Origin of the sequence: Blautia aquisgranensis (assembly GCF_040096615.1) — a bacterium.
GTDB lineage: Bacteria > Bacillota > Clostridia > Lachnospirales > Lachnospiraceae > Blautia_A > Blautia_A aquisgranensis.
The window spans coordinates 40,285-64,549 of the sequence record NZ_JBBMEJ010000009.1 but is presented as its reverse complement, the minus strand read 5'-3'; the positions used below and the strand labels follow the sequence as shown (position 1 = coordinate 64,549).

Annotated in this window: 24 protein-coding genes; 21 read left to right on the top strand and 3 right to left on the bottom strand. The window is 41.9% G+C overall.

What is annotated here, in order from left to right; all coding sequences use genetic code 11:
- The first annotated feature begins 6 nt into the window (after positions 1-6).
- The 8 genes from WMO28_RS08815 to WMO28_RS08780 all read left to right on the top strand — a co-directional run bounded on the left by WMO28_RS08815 (position 7) and on the right by WMO28_RS08780 (position 6,748).
- The gene (locus WMO28_RS08815; protein WP_178641461.1) at positions 7-1,038 is read left to right on the top strand and encodes a type II secretion system F family protein; all 1,032 of its coding nucleotides are present in this window, start codon (positions 7-9) and stop codon (positions 1,036-1,038) included.
- A 44-nt stretch (positions 1,039-1,082) separates the two neighbouring features.
- Positions 1,083-1,262 carry a Flp1 family type IVb pilin gene (locus tag WMO28_RS08810; RefSeq protein ID WP_178641464.1) on the top strand — a complete coding sequence of 60 codons (180 nt, stop codon included), beginning with the start codon at positions 1,083-1,085 and terminating at the stop codon, positions 1,260-1,262.
- Between the two features lie 55 nt (positions 1,263-1,317).
- Positions 1,318-2,802: a DUF5702 domain-containing protein gene (locus WMO28_RS08805; protein ID WP_349056715.1), complete on the top strand. Its 1,485-nt coding sequence runs from the start codon at positions 1,318-1,320 to the stop codon at positions 2,800-2,802.
- Positions 2,803-3,045: 243 nt separating this feature from the next.
- Positions 3,046-3,609, top strand: coding sequence for a hypothetical protein (locus tag WMO28_RS08800; RefSeq protein ID WP_349056713.1), 564 nt, complete (start codon positions 3,046-3,048; stop codon positions 3,607-3,609).
- 17 nt (positions 3,610-3,626) lie between these two features.
- A complete protein-coding gene (locus WMO28_RS08795) occupies positions 3,627-4,043 on the top strand; it encodes a prepilin peptidase (RefSeq protein ID WP_349056711.1) in 417 nt (138 codons plus the stop codon).
- Positions 4,040-4,474, top strand: a complete 435-nt coding sequence (locus tag WMO28_RS08790; RefSeq protein ID WP_349056709.1) for a TadE/TadG family type IV pilus assembly protein — start codon at positions 4,040-4,042, stop codon at positions 4,472-4,474. The genes WMO28_RS08795 and WMO28_RS08790 overlap by 4 nt, the downstream gene beginning before the upstream one ends.
- Positions 4,471-5,967, top strand: a complete 1,497-nt coding sequence (locus WMO28_RS08785) for a DUF6382 domain-containing protein (protein ID WP_178641508.1) — start codon at positions 4,471-4,473, stop codon at positions 5,965-5,967. Before WMO28_RS08790 ends, WMO28_RS08785 begins: the two co-directional genes overlap by 4 nt.
- A 178-nt stretch (positions 5,968-6,145) precedes the next feature.
- Complete coding sequence (locus WMO28_RS08780; protein WP_349056708.1) at positions 6,146-6,748, top strand: rhomboid family intramembrane serine protease; 603 nt, start codon at positions 6,146-6,148, stop codon at positions 6,746-6,748.
- On the opposite strand, the gene WMO28_RS08775 is transcribed toward WMO28_RS08780, so the two are convergent.
- Positions 6,715-7,389, bottom strand: a complete 675-nt coding sequence (locus tag WMO28_RS08775; protein ID WP_349056707.1) for a sensor histidine kinase — start codon at positions 7,387-7,389, stop codon at positions 6,715-6,717. The genes WMO28_RS08780 and WMO28_RS08775 overlap by 34 nt on opposite strands.
- A gap of 130 nt (positions 7,390-7,519) precedes the next feature.
- On the opposite strand from WMO28_RS08775, the gene WMO28_RS08770 reads away from it, so the two are divergent.
- Positions 7,520-7,924, top strand: coding sequence for an HIT domain-containing protein (locus WMO28_RS08770; RefSeq protein ID WP_178641518.1), 405 nt, complete (start codon positions 7,520-7,522; stop codon positions 7,922-7,924).
- A gap of 32 nt (positions 7,925-7,956) precedes the next feature.
- Positions 7,957-8,475, top strand: a complete 519-nt coding sequence (locus tag WMO28_RS08765) for an RNA polymerase sigma factor (RefSeq protein WP_349056706.1) — start codon at positions 7,957-7,959, stop codon at positions 8,473-8,475.
- Positions 8,476-8,536: 61 nt separating this feature from the next.
- Here WMO28_RS08765 and murG read toward each other — a convergent pair whose 3' ends face one another.
- Entirely contained in the window at positions 8,537-9,604 is a 1,068-nt protein-coding gene (gene murG, locus WMO28_RS08760) for an undecaprenyldiphospho-muramoylpentapeptide beta-N-acetylglucosaminyltransferase (RefSeq protein ID WP_349056705.1), read from the bottom strand.
- 93 nt (positions 9,605-9,697) lie between these two features.
- Here murG and WMO28_RS08755 point away from each other — a divergent pair, with 93 nt between their 5' ends.
- The 3 genes from WMO28_RS08755 to WMO28_RS08745 all read left to right on the top strand — a co-directional run bounded on the left by WMO28_RS08755 (position 9,698) and on the right by WMO28_RS08745 (position 13,021).
- Positions 9,698-10,555 carry a DUF4367 domain-containing protein gene (locus WMO28_RS08755; protein ID WP_349056704.1) on the top strand — a complete coding sequence of 286 codons (858 nt, stop codon included), beginning with the start codon at positions 9,698-9,700 and terminating at the stop codon, positions 10,553-10,555.
- A 69-nt stretch (positions 10,556-10,624) separates the two neighbouring features.
- Positions 10,625-11,098: a DUF6147 family protein gene (locus WMO28_RS08750; protein WP_349056703.1), complete on the top strand. Its 474-nt coding sequence runs from the start codon at positions 10,625-10,627 to the stop codon at positions 11,096-11,098.
- A 306-nt stretch (positions 11,099-11,404) separates the two neighbouring features.
- A complete protein-coding gene (locus tag WMO28_RS08745) occupies positions 11,405-13,021 on the top strand; it encodes an MBL fold metallo-hydrolase RNA specificity domain-containing protein (RefSeq protein ID WP_349056701.1) in 1,617 nt (538 codons plus the stop codon).
- Between the two features lie 86 nt (positions 13,022-13,107).
- Here WMO28_RS08745 and WMO28_RS08740 read toward each other — a convergent pair whose 3' ends face one another.
- A complete protein-coding gene (locus WMO28_RS08740; RefSeq protein WP_178642577.1) occupies positions 13,108-13,356 on the bottom strand; it encodes a TIGR03905 family TSCPD domain-containing protein in 249 nt (82 codons plus the stop codon).
- A 178-nt stretch (positions 13,357-13,534) separates the two neighbouring features.
- Here WMO28_RS08740 and WMO28_RS08735 point away from each other — a divergent pair, with 178 nt between their 5' ends.
- The 8 genes from WMO28_RS08735 (at position 13,535) to WMO28_RS08700 (ending at position 24,260) form a co-directional block, all read left to right on the top strand.
- The gene (locus WMO28_RS08735; protein ID WP_349056700.1) at positions 13,535-14,236 is read left to right on the top strand and encodes a 5'-methylthioadenosine/adenosylhomocysteine nucleosidase; all 702 of its coding nucleotides are present in this window, start codon (positions 13,535-13,537) and stop codon (positions 14,234-14,236) included.
- 81 nt (positions 14,237-14,317) lie between these two features.
- Complete coding sequence (locus WMO28_RS08730) at positions 14,318-14,692, top strand: hypothetical protein (RefSeq protein ID WP_178642573.1); 375 nt, start codon at positions 14,318-14,320, stop codon at positions 14,690-14,692.
- Positions 14,693-14,725: 33 nt separating this feature from the next.
- Positions 14,726-15,889, top strand: a complete 1,164-nt coding sequence (locus tag WMO28_RS08725) for a methyltransferase (RefSeq protein WP_178642581.1) — start codon at positions 14,726-14,728, stop codon at positions 15,887-15,889.
- A 1-nt stretch (position 15,890) separates the two neighbouring features.
- Positions 15,891-18,344 (top strand): hypothetical protein, encoded by a 2,454-nt coding sequence (locus WMO28_RS08720; protein ID WP_178642571.1) that lies wholly within the window; start codon positions 15,891-15,893, stop codon positions 18,342-18,344.
- Positions 18,345-18,509: 165 nt separating this feature from the next.
- On the top strand, positions 18,510-20,000 hold the full coding sequence (galT, locus tag WMO28_RS08715) for a UDP-glucose--hexose-1-phosphate uridylyltransferase (RefSeq protein ID WP_178642569.1): 1,491 nt from the start codon (positions 18,510-18,512) through the stop codon (positions 19,998-20,000).
- 120 nt (positions 20,001-20,120) lie between these two features.
- Entirely contained in the window at positions 20,121-21,602 is a 1,482-nt protein-coding gene (locus WMO28_RS08710) for an InlB B-repeat-containing protein (protein ID WP_349056699.1), read from the top strand.
- 171 nt (positions 21,603-21,773) lie between these two features.
- Positions 21,774-23,165 carry an asparagine--tRNA ligase gene (gene asnS / locus WMO28_RS08705; protein ID WP_349056698.1) on the top strand — a complete coding sequence of 464 codons (1,392 nt, stop codon included), beginning with the start codon at positions 21,774-21,776 and terminating at the stop codon, positions 23,163-23,165.
- Between the two features lie 33 nt (positions 23,166-23,198).
- On the top strand, positions 23,199-24,260 hold the full coding sequence (locus WMO28_RS08700) for a metallophosphoesterase (RefSeq protein ID WP_178642561.1): 1,062 nt from the start codon (positions 23,199-23,201) through the stop codon (positions 24,258-24,260).
- Positions 24,261-24,265 lie beyond the last annotated feature (5 nt).

The following is a 24,265-nucleotide window of genomic DNA, read 5'->3' as shown; positions in this document are numbered from 1 at the left end:
TATGTGATGTGGATACATATTGTGATATTTATGGTGATCCTTGGTGCTTTTCTTGCCGGAAAGCTGGGACGGCTGCCTCCGTGGGCAGGTAATGCAGAGGGACAGAAGCTTTTTATCCTGGTGGCACTTGCCGGAAATATCATAGGAATGCTTCTGACGCTTCAGAGCAGCGGAGGTACGGTGTATTCATCCGGATACCGTATGGAAAAAGAGGAGACAGGTGCTTATGAAAAGAAATTCATGGTATCTGTAGACGGGCAGGAATCCGGTTCCCTGTATGTGCAGGTGCCGGAAAAAGAGACGGAAGAAACGGGCGAAAAACCGGAAACGAAAAAAGAACTGAGTGAGGAGCAGCAGCGCGGGAAAGAGCTGCAGGATATGATCGTACAGTACAACCAGAAAAAGAATGACCCGAAGTACTATTATCTTCCAGAGGAATGGAACGGAAAGCATCTGGAATGGCAGCAACCGAAGGATACAACGGGAAACCTGATCTCTGGTATGGGACTGATCGCGGCGGCAGCACTGGTGATAGCAAAAAAACGGGAGGAAGAGACTGTTCAGATCAGAAGAAGGGAACAGATGCTGATGGATTATCCGGGGCTGATCATGAAATTTACGCTTCTGGTACAGGCAGGCTTAACTGCCAGAAAGGCATTTCAGAAAATCGCCTTTGATTATGGAAAGAGAGAAGAAGGACAGAAACGGGCAGCTTACGAGGAAATCCGGATGACATGCTTTGAGATGGACAGTGGAATTTCTGAGTCTGAGGCTTACCGGAGATTCGGAGAGCGGTGCGGGCAGGTAAAATATAAGACCCTTTCCACACTTTTGATACAGAATCTTCAGAAAGGAAGCCGGTATTTATCAGACCTGCTGGAAAAAGAGGCTGTGGAGGCGTGGGAGGAAAGAAAAAGAAAGGCAAGAGTACTGGGAGAGGCGGCAGCCACCAAGCTGCTTTTGCCGATGATCCTCATGTTGCTGGTTATAATGGCAGTGATCATGCTGCCGGCCTGTCTTTCCTTTTACAGTGGGTAAATACAATGAAAAAACCTGAAAACAAGAGAAATGAGAGGTGACAAATGAAAAATCTGTGGAGATATGTAAAAGAATTTGCAGTGGAGGAGGATGCAGTAGGAGTTGTGGAGATTATCCTGATTCTGGTGGTTCTGATCAGTCTGGTCGTCATCTTTAAGGAACAGCTCACAGCTCTTGTAAAGAAAATCCTTGCAAAAATCACAAAACAAAGCAATGCAATTTGAGAAAAATAAAAAACAACGGGCATTGATCTGATGTTTTGGAAAGGAGATGTACCTCTTGGCAAAAACAGTGAAAAAAGGCAGCATTACCATTTTTCTGGCATTAGTCTTAAGCGTTATTCTGTCGCTTGTAAGTGCAAGTATCGAATCGGTACGGATGGCTGCTGCCAGAACGCAGATACTGAACAGTATGGATATAGGGCTCTATTCTCTGTTCGGGCAGTATGACAGGACACTTCTGGAAGATTATGATCTGTTTGCGCTGTATGCAGGCGGAATGGAAGAGCTGGATATGGCTTCTGTATATGATAATTTTGAATCTTATATGAAGCCTGTACTGAAGCAGAACAGTCAGAAACTGAAGCTTGTCCAGGGAGGATTTAATGGATACCAGCTGCTGACAGACGGAAACGGAGAAGTTTTTTATCAGCAGGCAGTGAAGTACATGCGGGAGACACTGGGAAGCCAGGGGGTACAGAACCTTTTGAACAGGATGAGGGAGCGACAGAAAAAAACGGATCAGGCAGAGCAGCAGGGGCAGCAGGCAGAGAATGGAGGAACTTTGAAATCTTATGATTCTGCGATCTCGGATGCGGCAAAAAAGAGTGAGGAAGAAGAAAAACGGCAGGAACAGGGTTCAGTAAATGACTTAGGAAATGGCGGAGATGTGGATGATCTTACCGGTGGAGTAAATACGGAAGTGAAAAATCCGATTCCCATTATTCGCAAGGTCCGAAAAATGGGACTGTTAGACCTTGTTGTTCCGGCTGAAAAAGGAATTTCTGATGCATCGATAAACAGAAAAATGATGGCATCTGAAAGAAAGCTGCAGGAAGGAATGGAAAATAATATACAGTCCAATAATTCGTACACATCAGGAATCCTTTTCGGACAGTACCTCCTGAATAAACTTGGAAATTATACATATCCGGCATCAGCAGGACTTAAATATCAGGTGGAATATATTCTTGGAGGAAAAAATAGTGACAGAGAAAATCTGAATTCGGTGGCAAAAAAACTTCTCCTTATAAGGCAGGGCGTAAATATGGCATACCTGATCGCTGATGGAGGAAAACGTATTCAGATCGAAGCTCTTTCACTGGCAATTGCTTCCAGTTTTCTGATTCCACCGGCAGCAGTTGTGATCGAAGCAGCGCTGATGTTCTGCTGGGCATTTGCAGAGAGTATTCTGGATGTGAGAGAGCTTTTTGCAGGAGGGAGAGTACCACTTGTCAAAACAGCAGCAGACTGGCAATTGTCTCTGGAAAATTTAGGTGAGCTTTTGAAAAAATTGGATTCATCAAGAAGAAATTCAGCCGGAGGAATGTCCTATGAGGATTATCTTCAGGTGATGCTTATGACAAAAAACAGACAGCAGAAAGTTCTGCGGGGGATGGATATGATCGAATGTACAATCCGGGATAAAGGAAATAGACCACATTTTCGTCTGGATCACTGTATCGTTGCGCTGGAAGCTTCGGCAGACGTGCTGGCAAATAAAAAGAAAACATTTACAGTTACAAGATTATACGCATATGAGTAGAAAGAGAGGTGCACAGGGATGCTTTTTCAGAAAGAAAAAAACAATAACGATCAGATAGACAGACTGGACCAAAAAAGAGAAAGGCGCTCTCCGAGAAGAAGATTTTTCCTGTTTCCCCCGATACTCAGGAATTTACTTTCTGGAAAAGTATCCCTGTGTGCCTTCAGAAAAAAACTCAAAAAAGCAAGTCTTACAGTTGAAACGGCACTGGTGCTGCCGATGTTTTTCTTTGGCGTGATAACCATGCTTTCTTTTATGGATATTTACCGGATACAGACAGAGCATCTGACCAAATTGTGTCAGAATGCAAAAGAGGCAGGCATGTATGCTTATGGAGCCGGTGGCTCACAAAGAGCCAATATTGTATTACCGGATGTATATGGTTATCAGCCTGTTGGTGGTCTGGTTCCGCTGCCAAAGATCTGGTTTCACAACACGGTAAAAGTCCATGCCTGGACAGGGATTTTGTATGAAGATGGTAAAAATCTGGTGGAGAGTCAGCCAATGGTTTATGTGACGGAATCAGGAACTGTTTATCACAGAAACTTAAGCTGCAGTTATCTGAATGTTTCTATGCAGCAGATATCAGGATCAGCTGTAAAAAGTATGAAAAATGCTTATGGAGAAAAATATCAGGCCTGTGAGTTATGCAGCCGTGGACAGGAACCGGCAGGAGTAGTGTATATCACGAAAAAAAGTAATCGCTTTCATAACCAAGAGAGTTGCAGTGGTCTGAAGCGTTCCATACGTATGGTAAAAGAGTCAGAGGTTTCCGGCAAAATGGGCGCATGTGGACGCTGTGGATGAGAGGAGATGTGGAATGTATGAGCAGAGGTGAAATCTGCGTAACAATATTTCTGGTGATTAATACATGGACGGATATCAGGAAAAGGGAAATCTGTCTTCCTGTGCTTGGTTTGTTTCTTGCAGGTGGAATCTTATGGAGAATAATAGAGGGAACCTTGTATCCACAAGGGCTTATTGCAATGGGCATTGGGGGTGCTGCAACAATAATATCTGTAATGAGTCGAGGGGGCGTCGGAGCAGGGGACAGCCTTCTGATCCTGGCTATGGGAACGGTATTGAATGCAAGAACACTTATGGGAATTCTTTGCATGGCAATGCTTCTCTGCGGAATCTATGCGGGACTCCAGCTTTGCGTATTCAAAAAGGCACGAAATGAAGAAATACCTTTTGCGCCTTTTCTTCTAGCTGGATATATGGGAGGGATATTTTTGTGACAAAAATAAAAAAAGGCAGTTTTACGATAGAAGCAGCGCTGCTTATGCCGCTGATTCTTCTGATACTGATGGGGCTTTTATATCTGAACTTTTTTGTGCACAACAGAGCCTGGCTGACTGCTGCAGCTTACGAAGCAGCAGTCAGTGGAAGCATGGAAGGATACAGTAAAAATGGTAATGTATACGAAAAAGCAGATATGCAGGGCAGAATGCTTGGAAGCACCGGACTGCCCGGAGGAGAAAATCTCAGTATATATACAAGTGCAGGAAAAAATGTACAGTTAACTTATCGAATGGAAATTCCGGCAGGATTTCTGGGGCTGACGTGGAATATAAAGGTAACCGGAAAAGCGGTGTGTTTACGTCCGGTTGGATGGATACGCAAAATAAAGAGCGCCAGGGAGACGGTGGAAGAGGTGACATTAAAATGAGAGCAGAATATAAAAGAGATATGAATCATAATTATCTAATTCTGACAGGAGAAGAGATGATCGATACAGATTCCTATCAGGTACGTATGATTGTGGCAAATGTAGTTCCGGATCTTCTTCAATGCAGAATTCAGGGCATGGATGGGAAATTTATGGTGTATTATGATGTGACCTCCAGGCAGCCTCTTACAACTTTGTACGAAAACAGAAAACTGGGAATAGAGGAACTTCAGGTGATTTTATCCGGGTTTATACAGGTGATGGAGGAAATGTCGGAGTATCTTTTGAATCCATGTCAGTTGATTCTGGAGCCGGAGTACATTTATATGGATGCAGAAAAGAAAAATGTACGTTTTTGTTATCTTCCGGGATTCCAGGGAGAAGTACAGAAGCAGTTTCAGAGTCTGGCAGAGTATTTTCTTCCAAGACTGGATCATGAAGACGGAAGAGCAGTAATGCTTGGATACGGCGTGTATCGTCGTGCCCTGGAGGATAGTTTTCATCTTGAACATATTAAGGAAGAACTGTATAAAGTGAGAGAAGGAGCAGCATCTGATTTTGAGGATTATGAAAAGAAGCCGGCTACAGTTCCAGAAGAAAAAAATACATTGCAGAATGATTCACAGAAAGAGCTCTGGCAGATGGAAAGCTGGGAACGTGAAAAGCCCAAGGAGACGAAAAAAACTTCCCGCAGAAACTGGAAGAAAAATAATTCTGAAACAACAGAAACAGGAAAAGTATGGAAACCGGTTATCGGATTTATGGGAGCGCTTTTCATATTGCTTGCAATTACGACAGGAATGACTATGGGATATATTCCAAGGGTAAGTGTGGAAGTTTTTCTGGGAATCGTGTTGCTTTTGATGTCCCTTGGAATGTTAAGCTATGTTTTGCTGAAAAAAATCACAGAAAATAAAAAGAATAAAAATATTGTTGAGAAAGATCCGAAAAGAGCGGAAGAAAATTATGATGCGGATGTCAGTCGGAAGAATAAGCATTTGTCATATGAAGAAGAAAGATGGGAAAAGGAAAATATTGAAAATAAAGAAAATATGACGGTAAGTGGCGGTATAGACACAGATATCAATGAGAACGTAAAAGAAAAAAAGCAGGAGATTCTGCCCAAAAGAAAAAAGACAGAAAAGTTTACAGAAGAGTTTGGTGAAACAGTCGTTCTTTCTTCTGGTGCGGTAAAAGGTCCGGCGACACTGGTAAGCAGGGAGCCGGGAGAACTTGCAACAATCTATCTAGAACAGGATATTACCGTGATCGGTAAGCTGGAAACAGCAGCAGATGCAGTGATCAATATTCCTACCGTGAGCCGTATTCATGCCAAGATCCGTAAACGAGCCGGAGAATACTATCTGACGGATCTGAATTCAAGAAATGGAACATGTATAAACGGACAGATATTAAAAACGGGAGAAGATCATCTGCTGGAAAATGAAGATGAAGTAGATTTTGCACAGGCCCGTTATATTTTTCTGAAATAATAGAGAGAAAATGGAGCGCTTTTATCGTATTATATAAAGGACCCAGAGACGCAGGTTGTATATGCTTTCCAAATCTGTTAAAATAATCCAAAATCTGTTTGATGAACAGTTGATATGTCAGAATTTTTGGGACTGTTAACTGTGAATCGAAATAATCTGATTGGAAAAGAGGTTACACGTGGAAGAAATAAAAAAAGAACCTGTGACAGCCGGGCTGATTTTTTTAAACACACTGATCTTTCTGATAGTGGAATTTACAGGTGGTTCAGAAAATGGTCCGCATATGCTGGAATGTGGAGCTGCTTATGCTCCGTTAATTTTGGAACAGGGAGAATGGTACCGGATCTTTTCGAGCATGTTCCTACATTTTGGCTTGCCGCATCTGGTTAATAATATGTTGGTATTATTTGTTATGGGACAGCGTCTGGAACCTGCTGTGGGGAGAATGCGGTTTCTGCTGATCTATCTGGCCGGTGGTATTGGAGGAAACATTGTTTCACTGTGCTGGGATATGCACACAGGCGTTTTTGCGGTGTCGGCAGGTGCTTCAGGGGCGGTCTTTGCGGTAATAGGTGGGATGATTTATGTAATCATCCGCCACAAAGGAAGAGTCGCAGATCTTACTATGCGGCAGATGATCATTATGGCTGCTTTTTCACTTTACTTCGGATTTGCCAGTGAAGGTGTGGATAATGCTGCACATGCCGGTGGAATGTTATGTGGTTTTCTGGTGGCAGTTTTTATTTATCATCCGAGGAAAATATGGAAGACAGTTCCATGATCCGGAGCGCTTTCTACGGAAATAGAACCATCATGTGCTTCAACGACCTGTTTTACTACAGGAAGTCCAAGCCCGGTGCCGGATTCTTTTGTTGTGAAGAACGGCTGAAAAATTTCTGCCTGTTGTTCTGGTGAGATTCCACATCCGTTGTCACGAATGTCAATGCAGATACCGGGGTTCTTAAGGCGGACGGAGAACGAAATCTTACCGCCCGGAACAGGGACAGCTTCCCAGGCATTTTTCAGAAGATTAAGAAGCATCTGACGGATACGTATCTGATCCAGCATCATTATGGGAAGAGAATCTGGAATGTCTGTATCCAGCTGGATATCAAGATAGTCCAGAGTTGGTTTTACGGATGAGAGAATGGTTTTCAGGTAGGTGCCGGTGTCTGTACTGGTAAGGTTGATGCGGCCGGCATTATTAAAAGTAGAAAATTCATTGAGAAGCTCTTTGACATAATCAAGATTGTCCATGATATCATCCCACTGTTTATAATCCTGAACTTCAGGATGAGCAGAAGCGATCATCTGCAGTCCACTGCTGATGAGTGTCAGAGGATTGCGGATTTCATGAGAGAATTTTGAAAGAGTATAATGGAATTCATTTTTTAGTTTGTCAACTGTATTATCGTTACACATATTATCACCTCAAAAAAATATTAACATCAGAAAATTTAAATATCAATAACAACAGTATTGAAAAAATCCCTAAAATACGACAAAATAGAAATAGCAATAAATTAATTTCTAAAAACAGGAGGACAAAAAAATGGGAGATTGTATATTCTGTAAAATAGCAAATGGAGAGATTCCGTCAGCAACACTTTATGAAGATGAAGATTTCCGGGTGATTCTGGATCTTGGTCCTGCGAGTAAAGGTCATTCTCTGATTTTACCGAAGAAACATGCAGCTAATATCTACGAATTGCCGGACGAGACAGCTGGAAAGGCAATGATCCTTGCAAAGAAAATGGCAGGAAAGCTTACAAATGCACTGCATTGTGATGGATTTAATATTGTACAGAACAATGGAGAAATTGCAGGGCAGACAGTATTTCATTTTCACATGCATCTGATTCCCAGATATGAAGGTGATGGAGTGGGCCTGACCTGGACACCGGGACAGCTCAGCGATGCAGATAAAGAGGAAATTTTGCAGAAAGTGAAAGAGTAACTAATAACCAACTAAAGAGAAAACATGAATAAATGAATTATGATCAATTTTATTTGAAGTATCGAAAAATAGCCAGAATATATGCCTATGGAGTACTGAAAGACTGGCACATTGCAGATGATGTCAGTCAGGATGTGCTTTATAAAATGTACATCATGAAGAATGATCTGAATTTTGAAAATGAAAAAATGCTTGATGCATTTATACGCAGGTCGGCTGTGAATAAAGCACTGGATTACAGAAAGAAGGCGAGCTTCCGGCATGAATTTTCATGTCAGGAAGAAATCGCTTCTTTTTTAAACTATGAGACGTATGATGATGCGGAAACGGAGCTGATACGTAAAGAAGAAAATGAATTTATGAATATGATACTGGAAAAATTTCGTGCAGAGCAGCCAATGAATTATGAAATTCTGATACAGGTTAAATTTGCCGGGATTCCAGTTGAGACAGTTGCAAGGGAATTCGGTCTGACGAAAAGTGGTGTAAATAACAGGATTTATAAGGCAAAGCGTTGGTTAAAGGAACACTACAGGAAAATTTATGGATAAAAGAAAACCCTGCCAGCCCTGATAAGGGAATGGCAGAGCTGTTTTTGAAGGCGGTTATCTGTCAGGCGCGGATACATTCTTCAATAAGATCTGTGATCTTACGAATAGAATCTACATGACCGTTTCCTGCCATGGCATCAATATATTTCTGACGATCTGTATAAAGCTGACGAATGGTATCGAGAAGTTTTGTTTCAGTGATTTCTTCTTCTTCGAGAACCATGCTGAATCCCTGGCGTTCAAAAGAACGTGCATTAAGAATCTGATCACCACGACTGGCTTTGGCTGAGAGCGGAATCAGAAGGTTTGGTTTATGCAGCTCATTAATTTCACAGATAGCATTGGCACCTGCACGGGAAATTATGATATCAGAAAGCGCGAACAGATCGGGAAGTTCATCTTTGATATATTCATACTGAACATATCCGGGAGTTCCGTTCAGGTTTTCGGCGGTCTTTCCTTTTCCGCAGAGATGTACGACCTGGAATTCTTTCAGAAGTTCAGGAAGAATCTTGCGGATGTTATCGTTGACAGAAGCAGCACCAAGACTTCCTCCAATAACCATTAGAACAGGTTTTTCGGAAGTGAAGTCGCAGAATTTACGTCCGGCTTCAGCATTTCCGGTCAGAAGTTCCTGGCGGATTGGTGTTCCGGTGAGAACTGCTTTATTTGCTGGAAGGTTAGCTACTGTTTCTGGAAAGTTACAGCAGATTTTTGTCGCAGAAGAAAGGCAGAGTTTATTGGCAAGTCCGGGAGTCATATCAGATTCGTGAATAAGTGCAGGGATTTTCAGTCGTCCGGCTGCGATTACTACAGGAACGGTTACGAATCCTCCTTTTGAAAAAACGACATCTGGTTTCAATTCTTTCAGAATTTTTCTGGCCTGGCTGAAGCCTTTCAGTACACGGAACGGATCAGAAAAGTTTTTCAGATCAAAATAACGTCTCAGTTTCCCGGATGAGATTCCATAATAGGGAATACCGAGCTCTTCGATGAGCTTTTTCTCGATTCCTTCATAGGAACCGATGTAGGAGATTTTATAACCAAGTTCTTTGAGTCTTGGAATCAAAGCGATATTAGGGGTTACATGTCCGGCTGTACCGCCGCCGGTAAGTACGATGTGTTTCATTTGGATTCCTCCTGAATAGTCATATATTATCATTAAATATGAACTCTAACGGAGAAATTGTCAAGGAAAGATAGGTTTTGCAGGAGAAAAAAGATGAAAAATTTCAGGGATGAGGAACTGAAAAAATGGCTTGCGGAAGAATATTACCGCGAAGCAGATGAAATGGAAAGAATTTTGTTTCCAGACGGGAATATTCCTGAGTATGAAGAAACAGAAGAAGAAACGAAAGCTGCTTATGCAAGGCTTGTGGAGAGATTGAAAGCAGATGGCATTTATGAAGAAGAAAATAACAGTTATGAAACTGATGGTCATAGAGGTAAAAATCTGAAAGATGATGAGAAGATAAAAATTGTATATCTGCCGGCAAGGAAACAAAACAGATTTGTACGTGTAGCAGCGATTCTTGCTATCTGTGTAGCTGGAGTTTTTGCAGCAGGCATGACCAGTCAGGCGAATCGTAGTTATTTTATTGATTCGGTTAGATATTGGGTTGGTGATGATACTAAGATAGTAATAGATAATGATAAAAATAGTGATGTATATAGCGTAGATGAAGATAATGCAATTGCAAATATAAAGGAACAATTGGGGATAGATGTGCCGTATTTAATGTATCGCCCAAATGGATTGGAATTTAAGAATTATAAGGTAAGCAAAGACTTTGAGTATGCAATATTAGAATATCAATATAATGATAAAATTTTATCAATATATATTAATAAGTATAATAATGCAAATAAAAGCAGTGGCGCAAGTTTGGATGGAAAAGAAATTGGAACAATTGAACTGGACAAAGAAGATGTTGCGATTCAAATAAAGAAAATAAAAGCGAAAGGAGATAAACAGCCTACTTATATAGCGTATTGGATTACTTCCTCAGAATTTTATCAGGTTGAATGTCAAATGAAAGAAAAAGAATTTATAAAAGTAATCAGAAATATAAAATTTTAAAGAGAACAATATAAAATTGATTCGTATCATTATTGTAATGGAAGTTTACATATAGAAGAAGGTATACATATGAAAAGAAAAAAAGGCAGAATAATAGGTGCTATTCTTTTGGCAATTTCGCTGAGTCTTTCGCTGAATCTGGCTAGTGTATTTGCAAACGAATTGACAGTTACGGAACTGGAAACTGAAGAGGATTATGCTGAAGATACAGCGTATAGTATTCTTAGAGGAAATAATCTGAGTTTTGGAACAACAAGTGTGAAAAAAATGGCCAGCAATAAGGTGGGAGTATCTGGTATAACCCAGTGTCATCATAACTGCTCCAAGGTATATTTAAGTTTATATCTGGAACGAAAAGTGAATGGAACATATATAACATATAAAAGCTGGGATTTTACAGCGTCTAATGCCAGCAATTTGACTAAAGACATTACTGTGATTGTTCCAAGAGGATATTATTATCGTGTACGTGGCTATCATGCTGCGAAAGATGGAAGTAAAGAATCTGTAAAAACCTTAACAAAAGGTGTTTTAATTAAATAAAGCTCATTGCCCCTCCAGCGATGTTTGAAAATAAATAAAAATCCAGTAAACTTACATTACCATATCATCGCTGGGGGATTCTGAAATAAAAAATCTGAATAAACAAGTTCTCAAAAAATCTGAATTTGTATAAATCTGGAAGTTCTAATAAAATATTTATAAAAAATCATATATATTCCACAAAAAGACTATCAAAAACAATATATTTAATGTATAATAAATACAACAACATAATCGTTAATAAACGAAATGTCCATTAAAACTGCTTATAATTTAGAAAAAAGACGGATAAAAGGGGGCTTGTGCATGAAGATAACATTTATCGGTGCAACGCATGAGGTAACTGGAAGCTGTTATTATCTGGAGGCTGCGGGAAGAAAATTCCTGGTGGATTATGGTATGGAACAGGGGCCGGATTATTATGAGAATAGGGATCTGCCTATAGCTCCGGGAGATCTTGATTTTGTGCTTTTAACACATGCACATATGGATCATTCCGGAAATCTTCCGGCATTATATGCAAAAGGTTATCAGGGACCGATTTATGCAACGGAGGCAACTTGTAACCTTTGTGACATTATGCTTCGTGACAGCGCGCACATTCAGATGTTTGAGGCAGAATGGAGAAATCGTAAAGGTCGCAGAGAAGGTAAACCGGAATTTATACCTGCATATACGATGGAAGATGCGATGGGAGTTCTGCGAAATTTTGTCAGATGTCCCTATGATAAGATCATTAAACCGGCTGAAGGTATAGAGGTACGTTTTGTAGATGCAGGACATCTTCTTGGATCCAGCAGTATTGAAATTTGGATGACAGAAGAGGATAAGACAGAGAAGATCGTATTTTCCGGAGATATCGGAAATACAAATCAACCGCTTATCAAAGATCCTGCATATATCAGAGATGCGGATTACGTTGTCATGGAATCTACTTATGGCGACAGAAGCCATGGCGAGCGCCCGGACTATCCGGTAATGTTGGCGGAGATCATTCAGAGAACCTTTGACCGAGGAGGAAATCTGGTAATCCCATCCTTTGCGGTAGGCAGAACACAGGAAATGCTTTATTTCATCCGACAGATCAAGGAACAGGGACTGGTACAGGGACATGATGGATTTACTGTATATGTGGACAGTCCGTTGGCTAATGAGGCAACTACGATTTTCAGTGAGAATGCCTATACCTGTTATGATGCGGAGGCGATGGAGCTTCTGAATAAAGGAATTAATCCGTTATCGTTTCCTGGATTGAAGACTTCTGTTACTACAGAAGATTCCAGGGCAATTAATTTTGATGAGGACTGCAAGGTGATCATTTCAGCCAGTGGTATGTGCGATGCAGGACGTATCAAGCATCATCTGAAGCATAATCTGTGGAATCCGAAAAATACAGTTCTTTTTGTAGGATATCAGGCAATTGGAACACCGGGACGCGCCCTGCTGGAAGGTGCTACTGAGATGAAGCTGTTTGGTGAGACTGTACAGGTAGCTGCTGAGATATGCAGAATGCCGGGAATCAGTGGCCATGCAGATGTAAATGGCCTGTTGGACTGGGTCAGAGCCTTTGAGGAAAAACCAAAGCATGTGTTTGTTACACATGGTGATGATACAGTGACAGAGATTTTTGCCCAAAGACTGAAAGAAGAGCTGGGATATGATGCTACGGCACCATTCAGTGGAACAGAATATGATCTTCTTGAGAACAAATGTATTCATGAGGCTGTAGGTATTCGTATTGTCAAGGCAACTGCATCTCCTAAGACCAGCCGTGCTGCCCGCGCATACGAGAAGCTGCTGGCTATGGGCCGCCGTTTGATGACTGTGATCCGTAAGAACGAAGGTTGTCCGAATAAAGATCTGGACCGTTTTGCAAGGGATATTCAGTCCCTGTGTGATAAATGGGACAGAAGTGATTTCTGATCTTCAGACTATAATAAACAGATAACAGTATAAAAAATCACACTATCAGGAAGCAGTTCCTGGTAGTGTGATCAAAATAGTTAAGCTTAATTCTCAGCAAGCGCCTCACGAATCGCCTTGGCAAGCTGATCCGGACAAGAGGTTGGCTTGAAACCACAGCGGATTCCCTCCAGACGGCTGATAACTTCCTCAGCATCCATTCCTTCAGCAAGATGAGCCACACCCTGAGTATTTCCGGAGCAGCCACCTGTGAATTTAATATTGTGAACTTTCTTATTATCATCGATCTCGAACTCAATTCCCTGAGCACAGACACCTTTTGTCTTGTAAACCATTCTTATTATCTCCTTTTAACATAATATATGCTGCTAATTATAGCATCTCTGAAAAAAAGTTTCCATAAAAAATAAAATTTGTTATAATGAACGTTGTAGAAAGAGAAAAAGAGATATCAGAAGGGACAATTTGACCTATCTGGTACTATACGATACAGAAAGAGAGGATTTAATTATCATGAAATGTGTTGGAATCATAGGCGCAATGGAACAGGAAGTTGCCAGACTGAAAGAAGTTATGGAGAATGTAAAGATTACAACAAGAGCCGGAATGGATTTTTACGAGGGAATTCTGGAAGATAAGAAGGTTGTTGTAGTACAGTCCGGAATTGGTAAGGTAAATGCAGGTATATGTACACAGATCCTTGCAGATCTTTTCCGGGTTGAGGCTGTGATCAATACAGGGATTGCAGGAAGCTTGAACAATGATATCAATATCGGAGATATCGTACTTTCCACAGATGTTCTTCATCATGATATGGATGCCACAGGTTTTGGTTATCCGAAAGGACAGATTCCGCAGATGAAAGAATTTTCTTTTAAGGCAGATGAATGCCTTCGTAAGATCGCACATGATGTATGTGCAGAGGTAAATCCTGAGATCCAGGTATTTGAGGGAAGAATTGCTTCCGGAGATCAGTTTGTCTGTGATCAGGGAGTTAAAGACAATATTGTAAAAGAGTTCAGCGCATATGCGGTTGAGATGGAAGGTGCAGCAATCGGACAGGCAGCAGCTCTTAACGGAATCCCATTCCTGATCATCCGTGCGATCTCCGATAAGGCAGATAACAGCGCAAACATGGATTATCCGGCATTTGAGAAGCTTGCCATTGAACACAGCGTCCGTCTCACACAGGGAATGCTGAAACGTATGGCCTGAAGAACTGTAAGGATAAACGGAACCGACACTTTTTTGCTGCATATACTGTAAGAGATAACAGAGAGAGGCAGCAGAATCGTTATGCTTTATCGAGATTTTTATCCGTTTTATGCGGCACAGGGGAATCCTGATATCTATAATGAAGAAAGAGAACAGGAAAAAGAATTTGATCTGATGAAATCCTACTATCCGGATACTGCAAGAAGGATTCAGGAAAAAGCCGAAGCGCAATGCCAGCTTCTGGATTATGAAGGAAGCCGGCTTTATGATGAATATCCGGATCGTTTTATGCTGTATCATATATGCAGCCAGGTGAAGGATGAGATGGCATCAGATGCCAGTGCACAGGAGATTCCGGGGAATTTTCTGGATGATCTGATCGAAGTACTGGTATATCAGGAGATATCCAGAAGGCGGTGCAGACGCCGCAGATGCAGAAAATGCCGCCTTTTTTAAGCACAGAAAAACAACGATTATAATGGGAATATGATGAAAACAATAAGGGAATTTTTAGAAGAACAGATTAATGAACAGCTGATTCAGGCTGTTCTGAGCGGTCGCAGGACAGGCGAAGGACCATCGAAGGTGAAGCTTCGTCCTGTGGAGCTGAAAGGCAGGATCTGCTATCAGGCTTCTATGACAGAGGGGCCTAAGGTTTATCACAAAAATTATTCAAAAGAAGAGATCATAGATTACCTTGAGTATGCGATGAAAGAATTCCGTCAGTTACAGACAAAAGGACGTATGCAGGACGGAAGTATTCTGATCAGCAAAAAAGGCAAGGCAACAATAAAGACCAAACAGCATGCGCCCACACAGAACACAAAGATCGCTCCGCATAATCGGGTCAAACAGTATATTTTAAAAGAAGGAACGGCGGCGCCATTTCTGGTGGATCTTGGAGTTATGACAAAGGATGGAAAGATAGTAGCTTCCCGTTATGATAAATTTCGCCAGATCAACCGTTTTCTGGAATTTATCCGAGATATCCTTCCGAAGCTTCCGAAGGACAGAGAAATTACGATTCTGGATTTTGGCTGTGGAAAATCCTATCTTACTTTTGCAATGTACTATTATCTCCGCGAGCTGGAAGGTTTTGATGTAAATATCATAGGATTGGATCTTAAGGAAGATGTGATCCGACATTGCAGTGAGCTTGCCAGATCCTATGGCTATGAGAAGCTTCATTTTTATCAGGGAGATATTGCAGGTTATGAAGGCGTCTCATCTGTGGATATGGTAGTAACACTTCATGCCTGTGATACGGCAACGGATTTTGCTCTGGCAAAGGCTGTGGAATGGGGAGCACAGGTTATCCTGTCCGTTCCATGCTGCCAGCATGAGCTGAACAGACAGATCCGCAATGAGACTCTCCAGCCGATTATGCGATATGGTATCCTGAAAGAGCGAATGGCGGCACTGATCACAGACGGACTTCGGGCAGAACTTCTTGAAAGCAGGGGATATGAAACACAGCTTCTTGAATTTATAGATATGGAACATACGCCGAAGAATATTCTGATCCGAGCAGTAAAAACCGGAAAGAAAAAGAGCAGGAACAGCTTTGCACAGTCCATGGAAGCACTTCATGTAAATCCAACCCTGGACAGACTGCTTTATCCGGAAGAGTCGATCTCACAGAAGGGGGAATGACATGAAGAAGATTCTAGGCAAAGCAGCAGTTCTTCTGGTGCTTTTTGCAGTGGTGGTAACTGGCAGCTCTCTTCTTATGAACAGTCAGTCTACAGATAACCGCTCTGATATGAACGATGCAACGCTTCCAGAAGTTATGGTAAAGATCGGAAGTACCCAGGCGAATAAGATGTATGGATACAGACAGGCTATGCAGACAGATTTTATGCGCGGAAGCATTACGCCTCTGGATACTACCAAGAAATTAACTTTTGAGATCAATCCCTATACAGATTCTGTGACAGGACTTGCCTATGAGGTGCGTACATCCGATGGAAGTAAGGTCATGGAAAACCGTAAGATCAAGAATCTTACAAAAGAAGAGAATGGTTATCTGAGCGCAGAAATCGAGATAGGAAGCGATCTCAGAATGAACCAGGAATATTCCATGCAGATTACACTGGATACCAATGAAGGAGAAGTCTATTACTATACAAGAGTTGTTTCCAGAACCCAGCTTAATACAGAATCCTACTTGCAGTTTGTAAAAGATTTTTCCCAAAAATGTCTGGATAAGGAACAGGCAGATACACTGACTGGTTATCTGGAGGCAGAAGATACTTCCAGTGGAACAAATTTCAATAATATAACAATCAACTCAGGACTTTCCAATATCAGCTGGGGCTCATTGGCTCCGAAGCTTTATATGGAGGGGGTTCCGCTGATTGATGATATCAATGAGACAACCGCCAGTATTACTCTGGATTATCAGGTGTCAGCCGAGGATGATGAGGGAAATACAGAACTCTATGATGTTACAGAGTTTTATCGTATGCGTTATACGGAGACGAGAATTCTGCTCCTTGATTTTAAACGTTCGGCGACTAAGGTATTTGATCCGTCGCAGACCGTTGTCTCAGATGCAGGACTTCTTCTTGGAATCAGAGATAAAAATGTAACATATTCTGCAAACAGTGATGGAACAATCGTTGTTTTTGAACAGGATGGAGATTTGTGGTCCTATGCACCGGCAGGGGGCAAGATTACACGGATATTCAGCTTTCGTAAAGAAGAGAATAATGATTCCAGATATGTACGCAACGATCATGATATCAAGATTATCCGTGTGTCGGATAGCGGAGATGTGGATTTTGTACTGTATGGTTATATGAATCGAGGAATTCATGAAGGCTACAGCGGAGTCTGCGTTTATCATTACAACAGTGACAGGAATGTTGTGGAAGAGAAGGTATTTATACCAAGTACAGAATCCTATGAATTTCTGAAAGAAGATCTTGGGATTCTGACTTATGTAAACAAGGATAATCAGCTGTTTCTGCTTTTTGCACAGAAGTTATATCAGGTAGATATTGAAAACGGAACCTCTCAGGTGCTGGAAGAGGGAATTAGGCAGAACAGTTTTGTAGTTTCCGATACAAAAGCACATGCAGCATGGCTGATTACTTCCGGCGATGATAAAGGAAAACTTCGTGAGATTGAGTTTGATTCGCTGAAAACCAGGGATATCCTGCCGGAAAGCGGACAGAATCTGCGGGCACTTGGCTTTATGAATGAAGATTTTGTATACGGAATTGTGGCGGATGGAGATATCCTCACAGACGAAAACGGACATAAGACAGAAGGAATCAGCACTTTTCGTATCGAAAGCTTTGAAGGTGAACTGAAAAAAGAGTACCATCAGAAGGGCCTTTATGTAACGAATGTGACTGTAGGCACAACAATGATGGAATTTGAGCTTTCTGCGAAATCCGGAAATACCTATGCAGCCCAGAAAAAAGACAACATCATGAACAACAGCAAGGCTTCCGGAAGTCAGATAGATGTGGCACTGATTACGACCAATCGTGCCGGAACACTGATCCGTTTGACGATATCCCAGAAACCGGAAACGGACAATCCGCTTCTTGTTTATTCTAAAATCGAAAGTACGGAAGATGCATCTGTAACACTGGATACTACAGTTCCGCAGGGAGAACTCTATTATGTCTATGCGTATGGTTCTCTGGATCGAATTTATACAGACCCGGCAGCAGCTGTAAAACGTGCAGATGATCAGACAGGCGTTGTTCTTAACCGGGCACAGCAGTATATCTGGGAACGAGGCAACAAGAAAACAAAAATGCAGCTTAATATTGAAGATGTGCCGGAAATTATCAGGACAGCCAGCTGGAAAAAGGATGAGCTTCAGAAGGGACTCGGAGATACCGGAACCGTGATCGATCTTACCGGTTGCAGTCTGGACAATGTACTGTATGAGGTAAGTGCACAGAGACCGGTAATTGCAAAAACAGGAGACAATTCCAGTGTTGTGATAGTAGGCTATGATGAATACAACACATATCTTTACGATCCGGCAACAGGTCAGACAAACCCATATGGACTGAATGACAGTACGGCACTGTTCGAGAAGGCTGGAAATGTATTTTTAACTTATATAGAGAATGTTACAGAATAAAAAATAATTGCTGTAACAGAAAACAAATATCTGAAAGGGATCAGACAGGGCAGGAACAGTTAAGACAGCGAGACGGATCGGAGTTAATCTGATCCGTTTAGCATAAAGCGGCAGAGGATTAAAAGTCTGCCGTAGCAAAAGCGCGACAGGAAAGGGGAAAATGCAATGTTAAGTGAAAGTATCAAAAAACTGGTGCAGTATGGAGTTGAGAGTGGAATCACACCAGAATGCGAGAGAATCTATGCGACGAATCTTCTTCTGGATGCCTTTGGTGAAAGTGAATATACAGAACCGGAGACTGAGTATGCTAAAATTAATTTGGAGGAAGTATTGAATGAACTTCTGGATGAAGCAGTGAAGAGAGGAATCATAGAGGATAGTGTTGTATACAGAGATTTGTTTGATACAAAGCTTATGAACTGTCTGATGCCACGGCCGGCACAGGTGCAGAAAGAATTCTGGGATGCTTATAAAGAAGATCCGGAGAAAGCTACGGATTATTTTTATAAGTTGAGTCAGGACAGTAACTACATCAGACGTTATCGTGTAAAAAAAGATCAGAAGTGGACAGTAGACAGCGAATATGGTAAGATCGATATCACAATCAATCTTTCCAAGCCGGAAAAAGATCCCAAGGCGATCGCAGCTGCTAAACTGGTGAAATCCAGCAGCTATCCGAAATGTCTGCTCTGTCCGGAAAATGAAGGCTATGCAGGAAGAGTCAATCATCCGGCAAGAGAGAACCACAGAATCATTCCGATTACGATCAATGACAGTCCGTGGGGCTTTCAGTATTCTCCATATGTTTATTATAACGAGCATTGCATTGTATTCAACAGCAAACATACTCCTATGAAAATAGAGAGAAATACATTTGTGAAACTGTTTGATTTCGTGAAACTGTTTCCTCATTATTTCCTTGGCTCTAATGCGGATCTTCCGATCGTAGGTGGATCAATTTTAAGTCATGATCATTTTCAGGGCGGACATTACACCTTTGCCATGGCGAAAGCTGAGATCGAGAAGCATGTAACAATTCCGGGATATGAGGATGTTGAGTCCGGTATCGTAAAATGGCCGCTTTCTGTTCTCCGTATCCGCAGTAAGGATGAGAAGAGACTGATCGATCTTGCGACTCATGTGCTGGCTAACTGGAGAGGTTATACAGATGAGACAGCATTTATTTTTGCGGAGACAGATGGAGAGCCACATAATACGATTACTCCGATTGCGCGTAAGGCAGGAGATACTTTTGAGCTTGATCTGACATTACGAAATAATATTACGACAGAAGAGAATCCGCTTGGTGTTTATCATCCGCATGCAAGATACCATCATATTAAAAAAGAGAATATCGGTCTTATCGAGGTTATGGGACTTGCTGTTCTTCCGGCCCGTCTTAAAGAGGAACTGGAACTTCTGGAAGATTATATCTTAAGTGGTAAGGACATTGCTTCCAATGAGAAGATTGAGAAACATGCAGAATGGGTTGCAGAATTTCTGCCAAAATATGAGAAACTTGACAAAGACAATATTCAGGAAGTTCTCCGAAAAGAAGTGGGCAATGTGTTTGTTCATGTTCTGGAGGATGCCGGTGTTTATAAATGCACACCAGAGGGCAGGGAAGCATTTATGAGATTTATCAATACCCTGTAAGTAGTATAACTTAAGGACAGACCGGTAAACGGATATTTCCAGATAAGGGAATCCGAATGGAGAAATCCTGTATGTCAAGCAACACAGGAATGGGTTTATATATTCAGGAGGAGCTTATATATGAAAAATATACAAAAAACCGGAAAAGCCTTTCGATACAGATGGCTTTTGCTGCTGGTTGTAGTTGTGGCTCTGGTATTTATGCCGGGAGCTGCCAGGAAGGTATCTGCAAAGAAGCTTGTTTACACAGTGAAATTTACGAATAATACCGGGACAAGCAAAAGTAAAACATATACATCGCTTACAAAAAATGTGGCGTTGAATACAACAATCAAACTTCCGGCCGTGCCGAAGGCGGTGGGATATACAAATCTTGGCTGGACGACACAGAAAGGAAGCATGAAAGTTGTATATAAGGCAGGTGCCGGTGTAAAGGTCACAAAAGATATGACTTTGTATGCTGTCCGCAGAAAAAGCAGGTATTATACAGTGAGCTTTTATCTTGGAAATGGAAGCAGCAATGCAACCTATAAGAAACTTCAGAAAAAGGTCGAGGAAGGTACCTATTATACCTTGCCATCAGTACCGTTCCGATCAGGTTATGTAAACCTTGGATGGTCTGCAAGCATGAATGGAAAAACCTCCACTGTGAAAAAAGCAGGAACAAAGATCAAAATTGCAGGAAACATTAAGTATTATGCAGTGCAGATGCAGTCAGTAAGCGTGAACTTATGCAAAACAAACGGTACAGTATGGAAAACAGTAACTCTCGGAAAAGGCGGATATCTAAAGCTGCCGTCAGCATCCCAGGTCTCCGGATATACTTTTATGGGCTGGTCAAAAACCAAACGTACCGGTTCTTCAACCAATCCGGATTATGAAGCAGGTGAACTTCTTAAAGTAAGCAAGAATACAACATTGTATGCAACAGTATTTAACCGTGCAATGGAAAAGGATATCAGTTCTGATGAAATGGCACGTCCTGCTGTTGGATTGAAGTACAGTAAGGTGATCTTTGTGGGAGATTCCCGTACAGTGGGAATGAATGCAACTTTGAACAAACAGATGAGCAGTTCTGTGACACAGGGTGTTGCCTTTGTGGCAAGTGCAGGACAGGGCTTAAGCTGGTTCAGAAGCGAAGGCTATATGCAGCTTCTGAAAGAGATTAATAAAGCAGAAGGTAACCGTCCGGTAGCGGTTGTCTTTAATCTGGGCGTCAACGATATGGCAAATGCAGGTAATTACATAAGCTATATGACAGGCATTGCATCCACACTGAAGAGTAAAAACTGTAAGCTGTTTTATATGTCAGTGAATCCGCTGAACAGCATTATGATTACGAAAGCAGGAAAAGGTGCACGTACAGAGGCACAGGTAAGAGAGTTTAACAGCAAGATTCGTTCAGGACTGGCTGCAAATTATAAATTTATTGATACCTATAGTGCACTGATGAAGAATGGTTATGGAACTAATGCTTCCTATGTGGGAGTGGACAGAGGTTCGGATGACGGTCTTCATTATACAACAAAAACATATAAGAGAATTTACTATTATTGCGTGACATATCTCAATACAGGAAGCATTAACGCAACATATTATTAATCTTACATTATACCCGCATGCCGACATAAATTCCGGCGTGCGGGATTTTTGCATCCACAGGGCAATTACTCCTTGCACGAACCATAAGAATAGTCTATACTTAATTCGATACGGACTTACAAGTGTCCGCAGGGACGGGAAATCCTGAATATGAGGAATGAGGTATAGATTATGAAACTGACAACAGTTAAAGAGATTTACAGAAACCGTGAACAGTATCTTGATAAAGAGATCACAGTAGGCGGCTGGGTACGCAGTGTCCGCGATTCCAAAGCTTTTGGCTTTATTGTTCTTCACGATGGAAGCTTTTTTGAAACTCTTCAGATCGTGTATCATGATAACATGGAGAATTTCGCAGAGGTTTCCAAGTTAAACGTAGGAGCTGCCATCATTGTCAAAGGAACACTGGTAGCTACACCACAGGCAAAACAGCCATTTGAGATCCAGGCGAAGGAAGTATCTGTAGAGGGAAGTTCAGCGCCGGATTATCCGCTTCAGAAGAAACGCCACAGTCTTGAGTACTTAAGAACTATGACACACTTAAGACCGAGAACAAACACATTCCAGGCTGTATTCCGTGTACGTTCTCTCTGTTCATATGCAATCCATAAATTTTTCCAGGAGAGAGGGTTTGTCTATGTGCATACACCACTGATCACAGGAAGCGACTGTGAGGGTGCAGGAGAGATGTTCCAGGTAACAACACTGGATCCGAAGAATCTTCCGATGACAGAAGACGGAAAAGTAGATTATTCACAGGATTTTTTTGGTAAAGAAACCAACCTTACCGTAAGCGGACAGCTGAACGGCGAGACTTATGCACAGGCATTCCGTAATATTTATACATTCGGACCGACCTTCCGTGCAGAGAACTCCAACACAACACGTCATGCGGCAGAGTTCTGGATGATCGAGCCGGAGTGTGCTTTTGCAGATCTTCAGGATGACATGGAGCTGGCAGAGGCTATGCTGAAATATGTGATCCGTTACGTTCTTGAGAATGCGCCGGAAGAAATGAATTTTTTTAATTCTTTCATAGACAAGGGACTTCTTGACAGACTGAACCATGTTCTTAACTCTGAGTTTGCACATGTAACCTACACAGAGGCTGTTGAGATCCTTGAGAAAAACAATGACAAATTTGATTATAAGGTATTCTGGGGCTGCGATCTTCAGACAGAGCACGAGCGCTATCTGACAGAGCAGATCTACAAGAGACCAGTGTTCGTTACAGACTATCCGAAGGAGATCAAGGCCTTCTATATGAAACTGAATGAGGACGGCAAGACAGTTGCAGCTATGGACTGTCTGGTACCGGGAATCGGAGAAATCATCGGAGGAAGCCAGAGAGAGGACGACTACGACAAGCTGAGAGAACGTATGGACGAGCTTGGTCTGAAGCCGGAGGATTATGATTTCTATCTGGATCTTCGTAAATATGGTTCTACACGCCATTCCGGATTTGGTCTTGGCTTCGAAAGATGTGTAATGTATCTTACAGGAATGGGCAACATCCGTGACGTGATCCCATTCCCGCGAACTGTAAAGAACTGCGATCTTTAATCAGATCATACCTTAAAAAAGGGAGAACACATTATGAGATTTATTCATCTTGCAGATGTGCATCTGGGAGCTGTCCCTGACAGGGGCTGCCCATGGAGCAAAGAGCGGGAGGAAGAAATCTGGAGCACTTTCCGCCGGGTTATTGCGGGTATCCGCAAAGATCCGGTGGATTTGCTATTTATATCCGGAGATCTGTTCCACCGCCAGCCACTGATGAGAGAGCTTAAAGAAGTAAATTATCTGTTTTCGACCATACCGGATACCCGGGTGTATCTCATGGCAGGAAATCATGATTTTATCAGCAGGGATTCTTTTTACAATACGTTTGAGTGGAATTCCAATGTTGTATTCTTTAAGAGCAGAGAACTGACCTGGGTCAAAGATCCGAAGCTGGATGTTTATGTGTATGGTCTCAGCTACTATGACCGGGAAATAAAAGAAGGACTTTATGATAAGGCATCTCCGATTCAGGAAGAGGGAATCCACATTCTTCTGGCACATGGCGGAGATGAGAAACATATACCACTCAGCGCGGCCTCACTTGCCGCAGCGGGTTTTGACTACATAGCGCTTGGACATATTCATAAACCTCAGATTCTGATTCGTGATCAGGCGGCATTTGCCGGAGCACTGGAACCTATAGACAGAAATGATACCGGTGACCATGGCTATATGGAAGGAAGGCTTGTAAACGGCAGGATCCGTACAGAATTTGTGCCGTTTGCCTGCCGTTCCTATCAGCAGCTGGTAATGACACTTCATGAGGAAACGACACAGATCTCGCTGGAGGAAGCTGTGAAATCCCAGATATTTCGCAGAGGTGGAAGAAATATTTATCGTGTGATCCTTCAGGGTATGCGTTCGCCGGATCTTCTGCTGATACCTGAAAAGCTGAAAAATCTTGGAAATATCACAGATGTGATCGATGAATCCTGGCCTGCTTATAATCTTCCGGAGCTGTATAAACGTTACAGTGGCACGCTGATCGGTGATTATATCGGATATTTTCTCTCGAAGGGTGAACTGGATACTGTGCAGAAAAAAGCGCTGTATTATGGCCTTCAGGCGCTCCTGGAGACAGGCAGCAGACGATGAGACAG

What these genes read in the sequence shown, in the direction of transcription:
- WMO28_RS08775 (WP_349056707.1), bottom strand. Translation starts at nt 7,389, where the DNA reads ATGTGTAACGATAATACAGTTGACAAACTAAAAAATGAATTCCATTAT.
- WMO28_RS08770 (WP_178641518.1), top strand. Translation starts at nt 7,520, where the DNA reads ATGGGAGATTGTATATTCTGTAAAATAGCAAATGGAGAGATTCCGTCA.
- WMO28_RS08750 (WP_349056703.1), top strand. Translation starts at nt 10,625, where the DNA reads ATGAAAAGAAAAAAAGGCAGAATAATAGGTGCTATTCTTTTGGCAATT.
- WMO28_RS08765 (WP_349056706.1), top strand. Translation starts at nt 7,957, where the DNA reads ATGAATTATGATCAATTTTATTTGAAGTATCGAAAAATAGCCAGAATA.
- WMO28_RS08735 (WP_349056700.1), top strand. Translation starts at nt 13,535, where the DNA reads ATGAAATGTGTTGGAATCATAGGCGCAATGGAACAGGAAGTTGCCAGA.
- WMO28_RS08700 (WP_178642561.1), top strand. Translation starts at nt 23,199, where the DNA reads ATGAGATTTATTCATCTTGCAGATGTGCATCTGGGAGCTGTCCCTGAC.
- WMO28_RS08720 (WP_178642571.1), top strand. Translation starts at nt 15,891, where the DNA reads ATGAAGAAGATTCTAGGCAAAGCAGCAGTTCTTCTGGTGCTTTTTGCA.
- WMO28_RS08800 (WP_349056713.1), top strand. Translation starts at nt 3,046, where the DNA reads ATGCTTTCTTTTATGGATATTTACCGGATACAGACAGAGCATCTGACC.
- WMO28_RS08745 (WP_349056701.1), top strand. Translation starts at nt 11,405, where the DNA reads ATGAAGATAACATTTATCGGTGCAACGCATGAGGTAACTGGAAGCTGT.
- WMO28_RS08795 (WP_349056711.1), top strand. Translation starts at nt 3,627, where the DNA reads ATGAGCAGAGGTGAAATCTGCGTAACAATATTTCTGGTGATTAATACA.
- WMO28_RS08810 (WP_178641464.1), top strand. Translation starts at nt 1,083, where the DNA reads ATGAAAAATCTGTGGAGATATGTAAAAGAATTTGCAGTGGAGGAGGAT.
- asnS (WP_349056698.1), top strand. Translation starts at nt 21,774, where the DNA reads ATGAAACTGACAACAGTTAAAGAGATTTACAGAAACCGTGAACAGTAT.
- WMO28_RS08740 (WP_178642577.1), bottom strand. Translation starts at nt 13,356, where the DNA reads ATGGTTTACAAGACAAAAGGTGTCTGTGCTCAGGGAATTGAGTTCGAG.
- WMO28_RS08755 (WP_349056704.1), top strand. Translation starts at nt 9,698, where the DNA reads ATGAAAAATTTCAGGGATGAGGAACTGAAAAAATGGCTTGCGGAAGAA.
- WMO28_RS08710 (WP_349056699.1), top strand. Translation starts at nt 20,121, where the DNA reads ATGAAAAATATACAAAAAACCGGAAAAGCCTTTCGATACAGATGGCTT.
- WMO28_RS08815 (WP_178641461.1), top strand. Translation starts at nt 7, where the DNA reads ATGTGGATACATATTGTGATATTTATGGTGATCCTTGGTGCTTTTCTT.
- murG (WP_349056705.1), bottom strand. Translation starts at nt 9,604, where the DNA reads ATGAAACACATCGTACTTACCGGCGGCGGTACAGCCGGACATGTAACC.
- WMO28_RS08785 (WP_178641508.1), top strand. Translation starts at nt 4,471, where the DNA reads ATGAGAGCAGAATATAAAAGAGATATGAATCATAATTATCTAATTCTG.
- WMO28_RS08725 (WP_178642581.1), top strand. Translation starts at nt 14,726, where the DNA reads ATGAAAACAATAAGGGAATTTTTAGAAGAACAGATTAATGAACAGCTG.
- WMO28_RS08730 (WP_178642573.1), top strand. Translation starts at nt 14,318, where the DNA reads ATGCTTTATCGAGATTTTTATCCGTTTTATGCGGCACAGGGGAATCCT.
- galT (WP_178642569.1), top strand. Translation starts at nt 18,510, where the DNA reads ATGTTAAGTGAAAGTATCAAAAAACTGGTGCAGTATGGAGTTGAGAGT.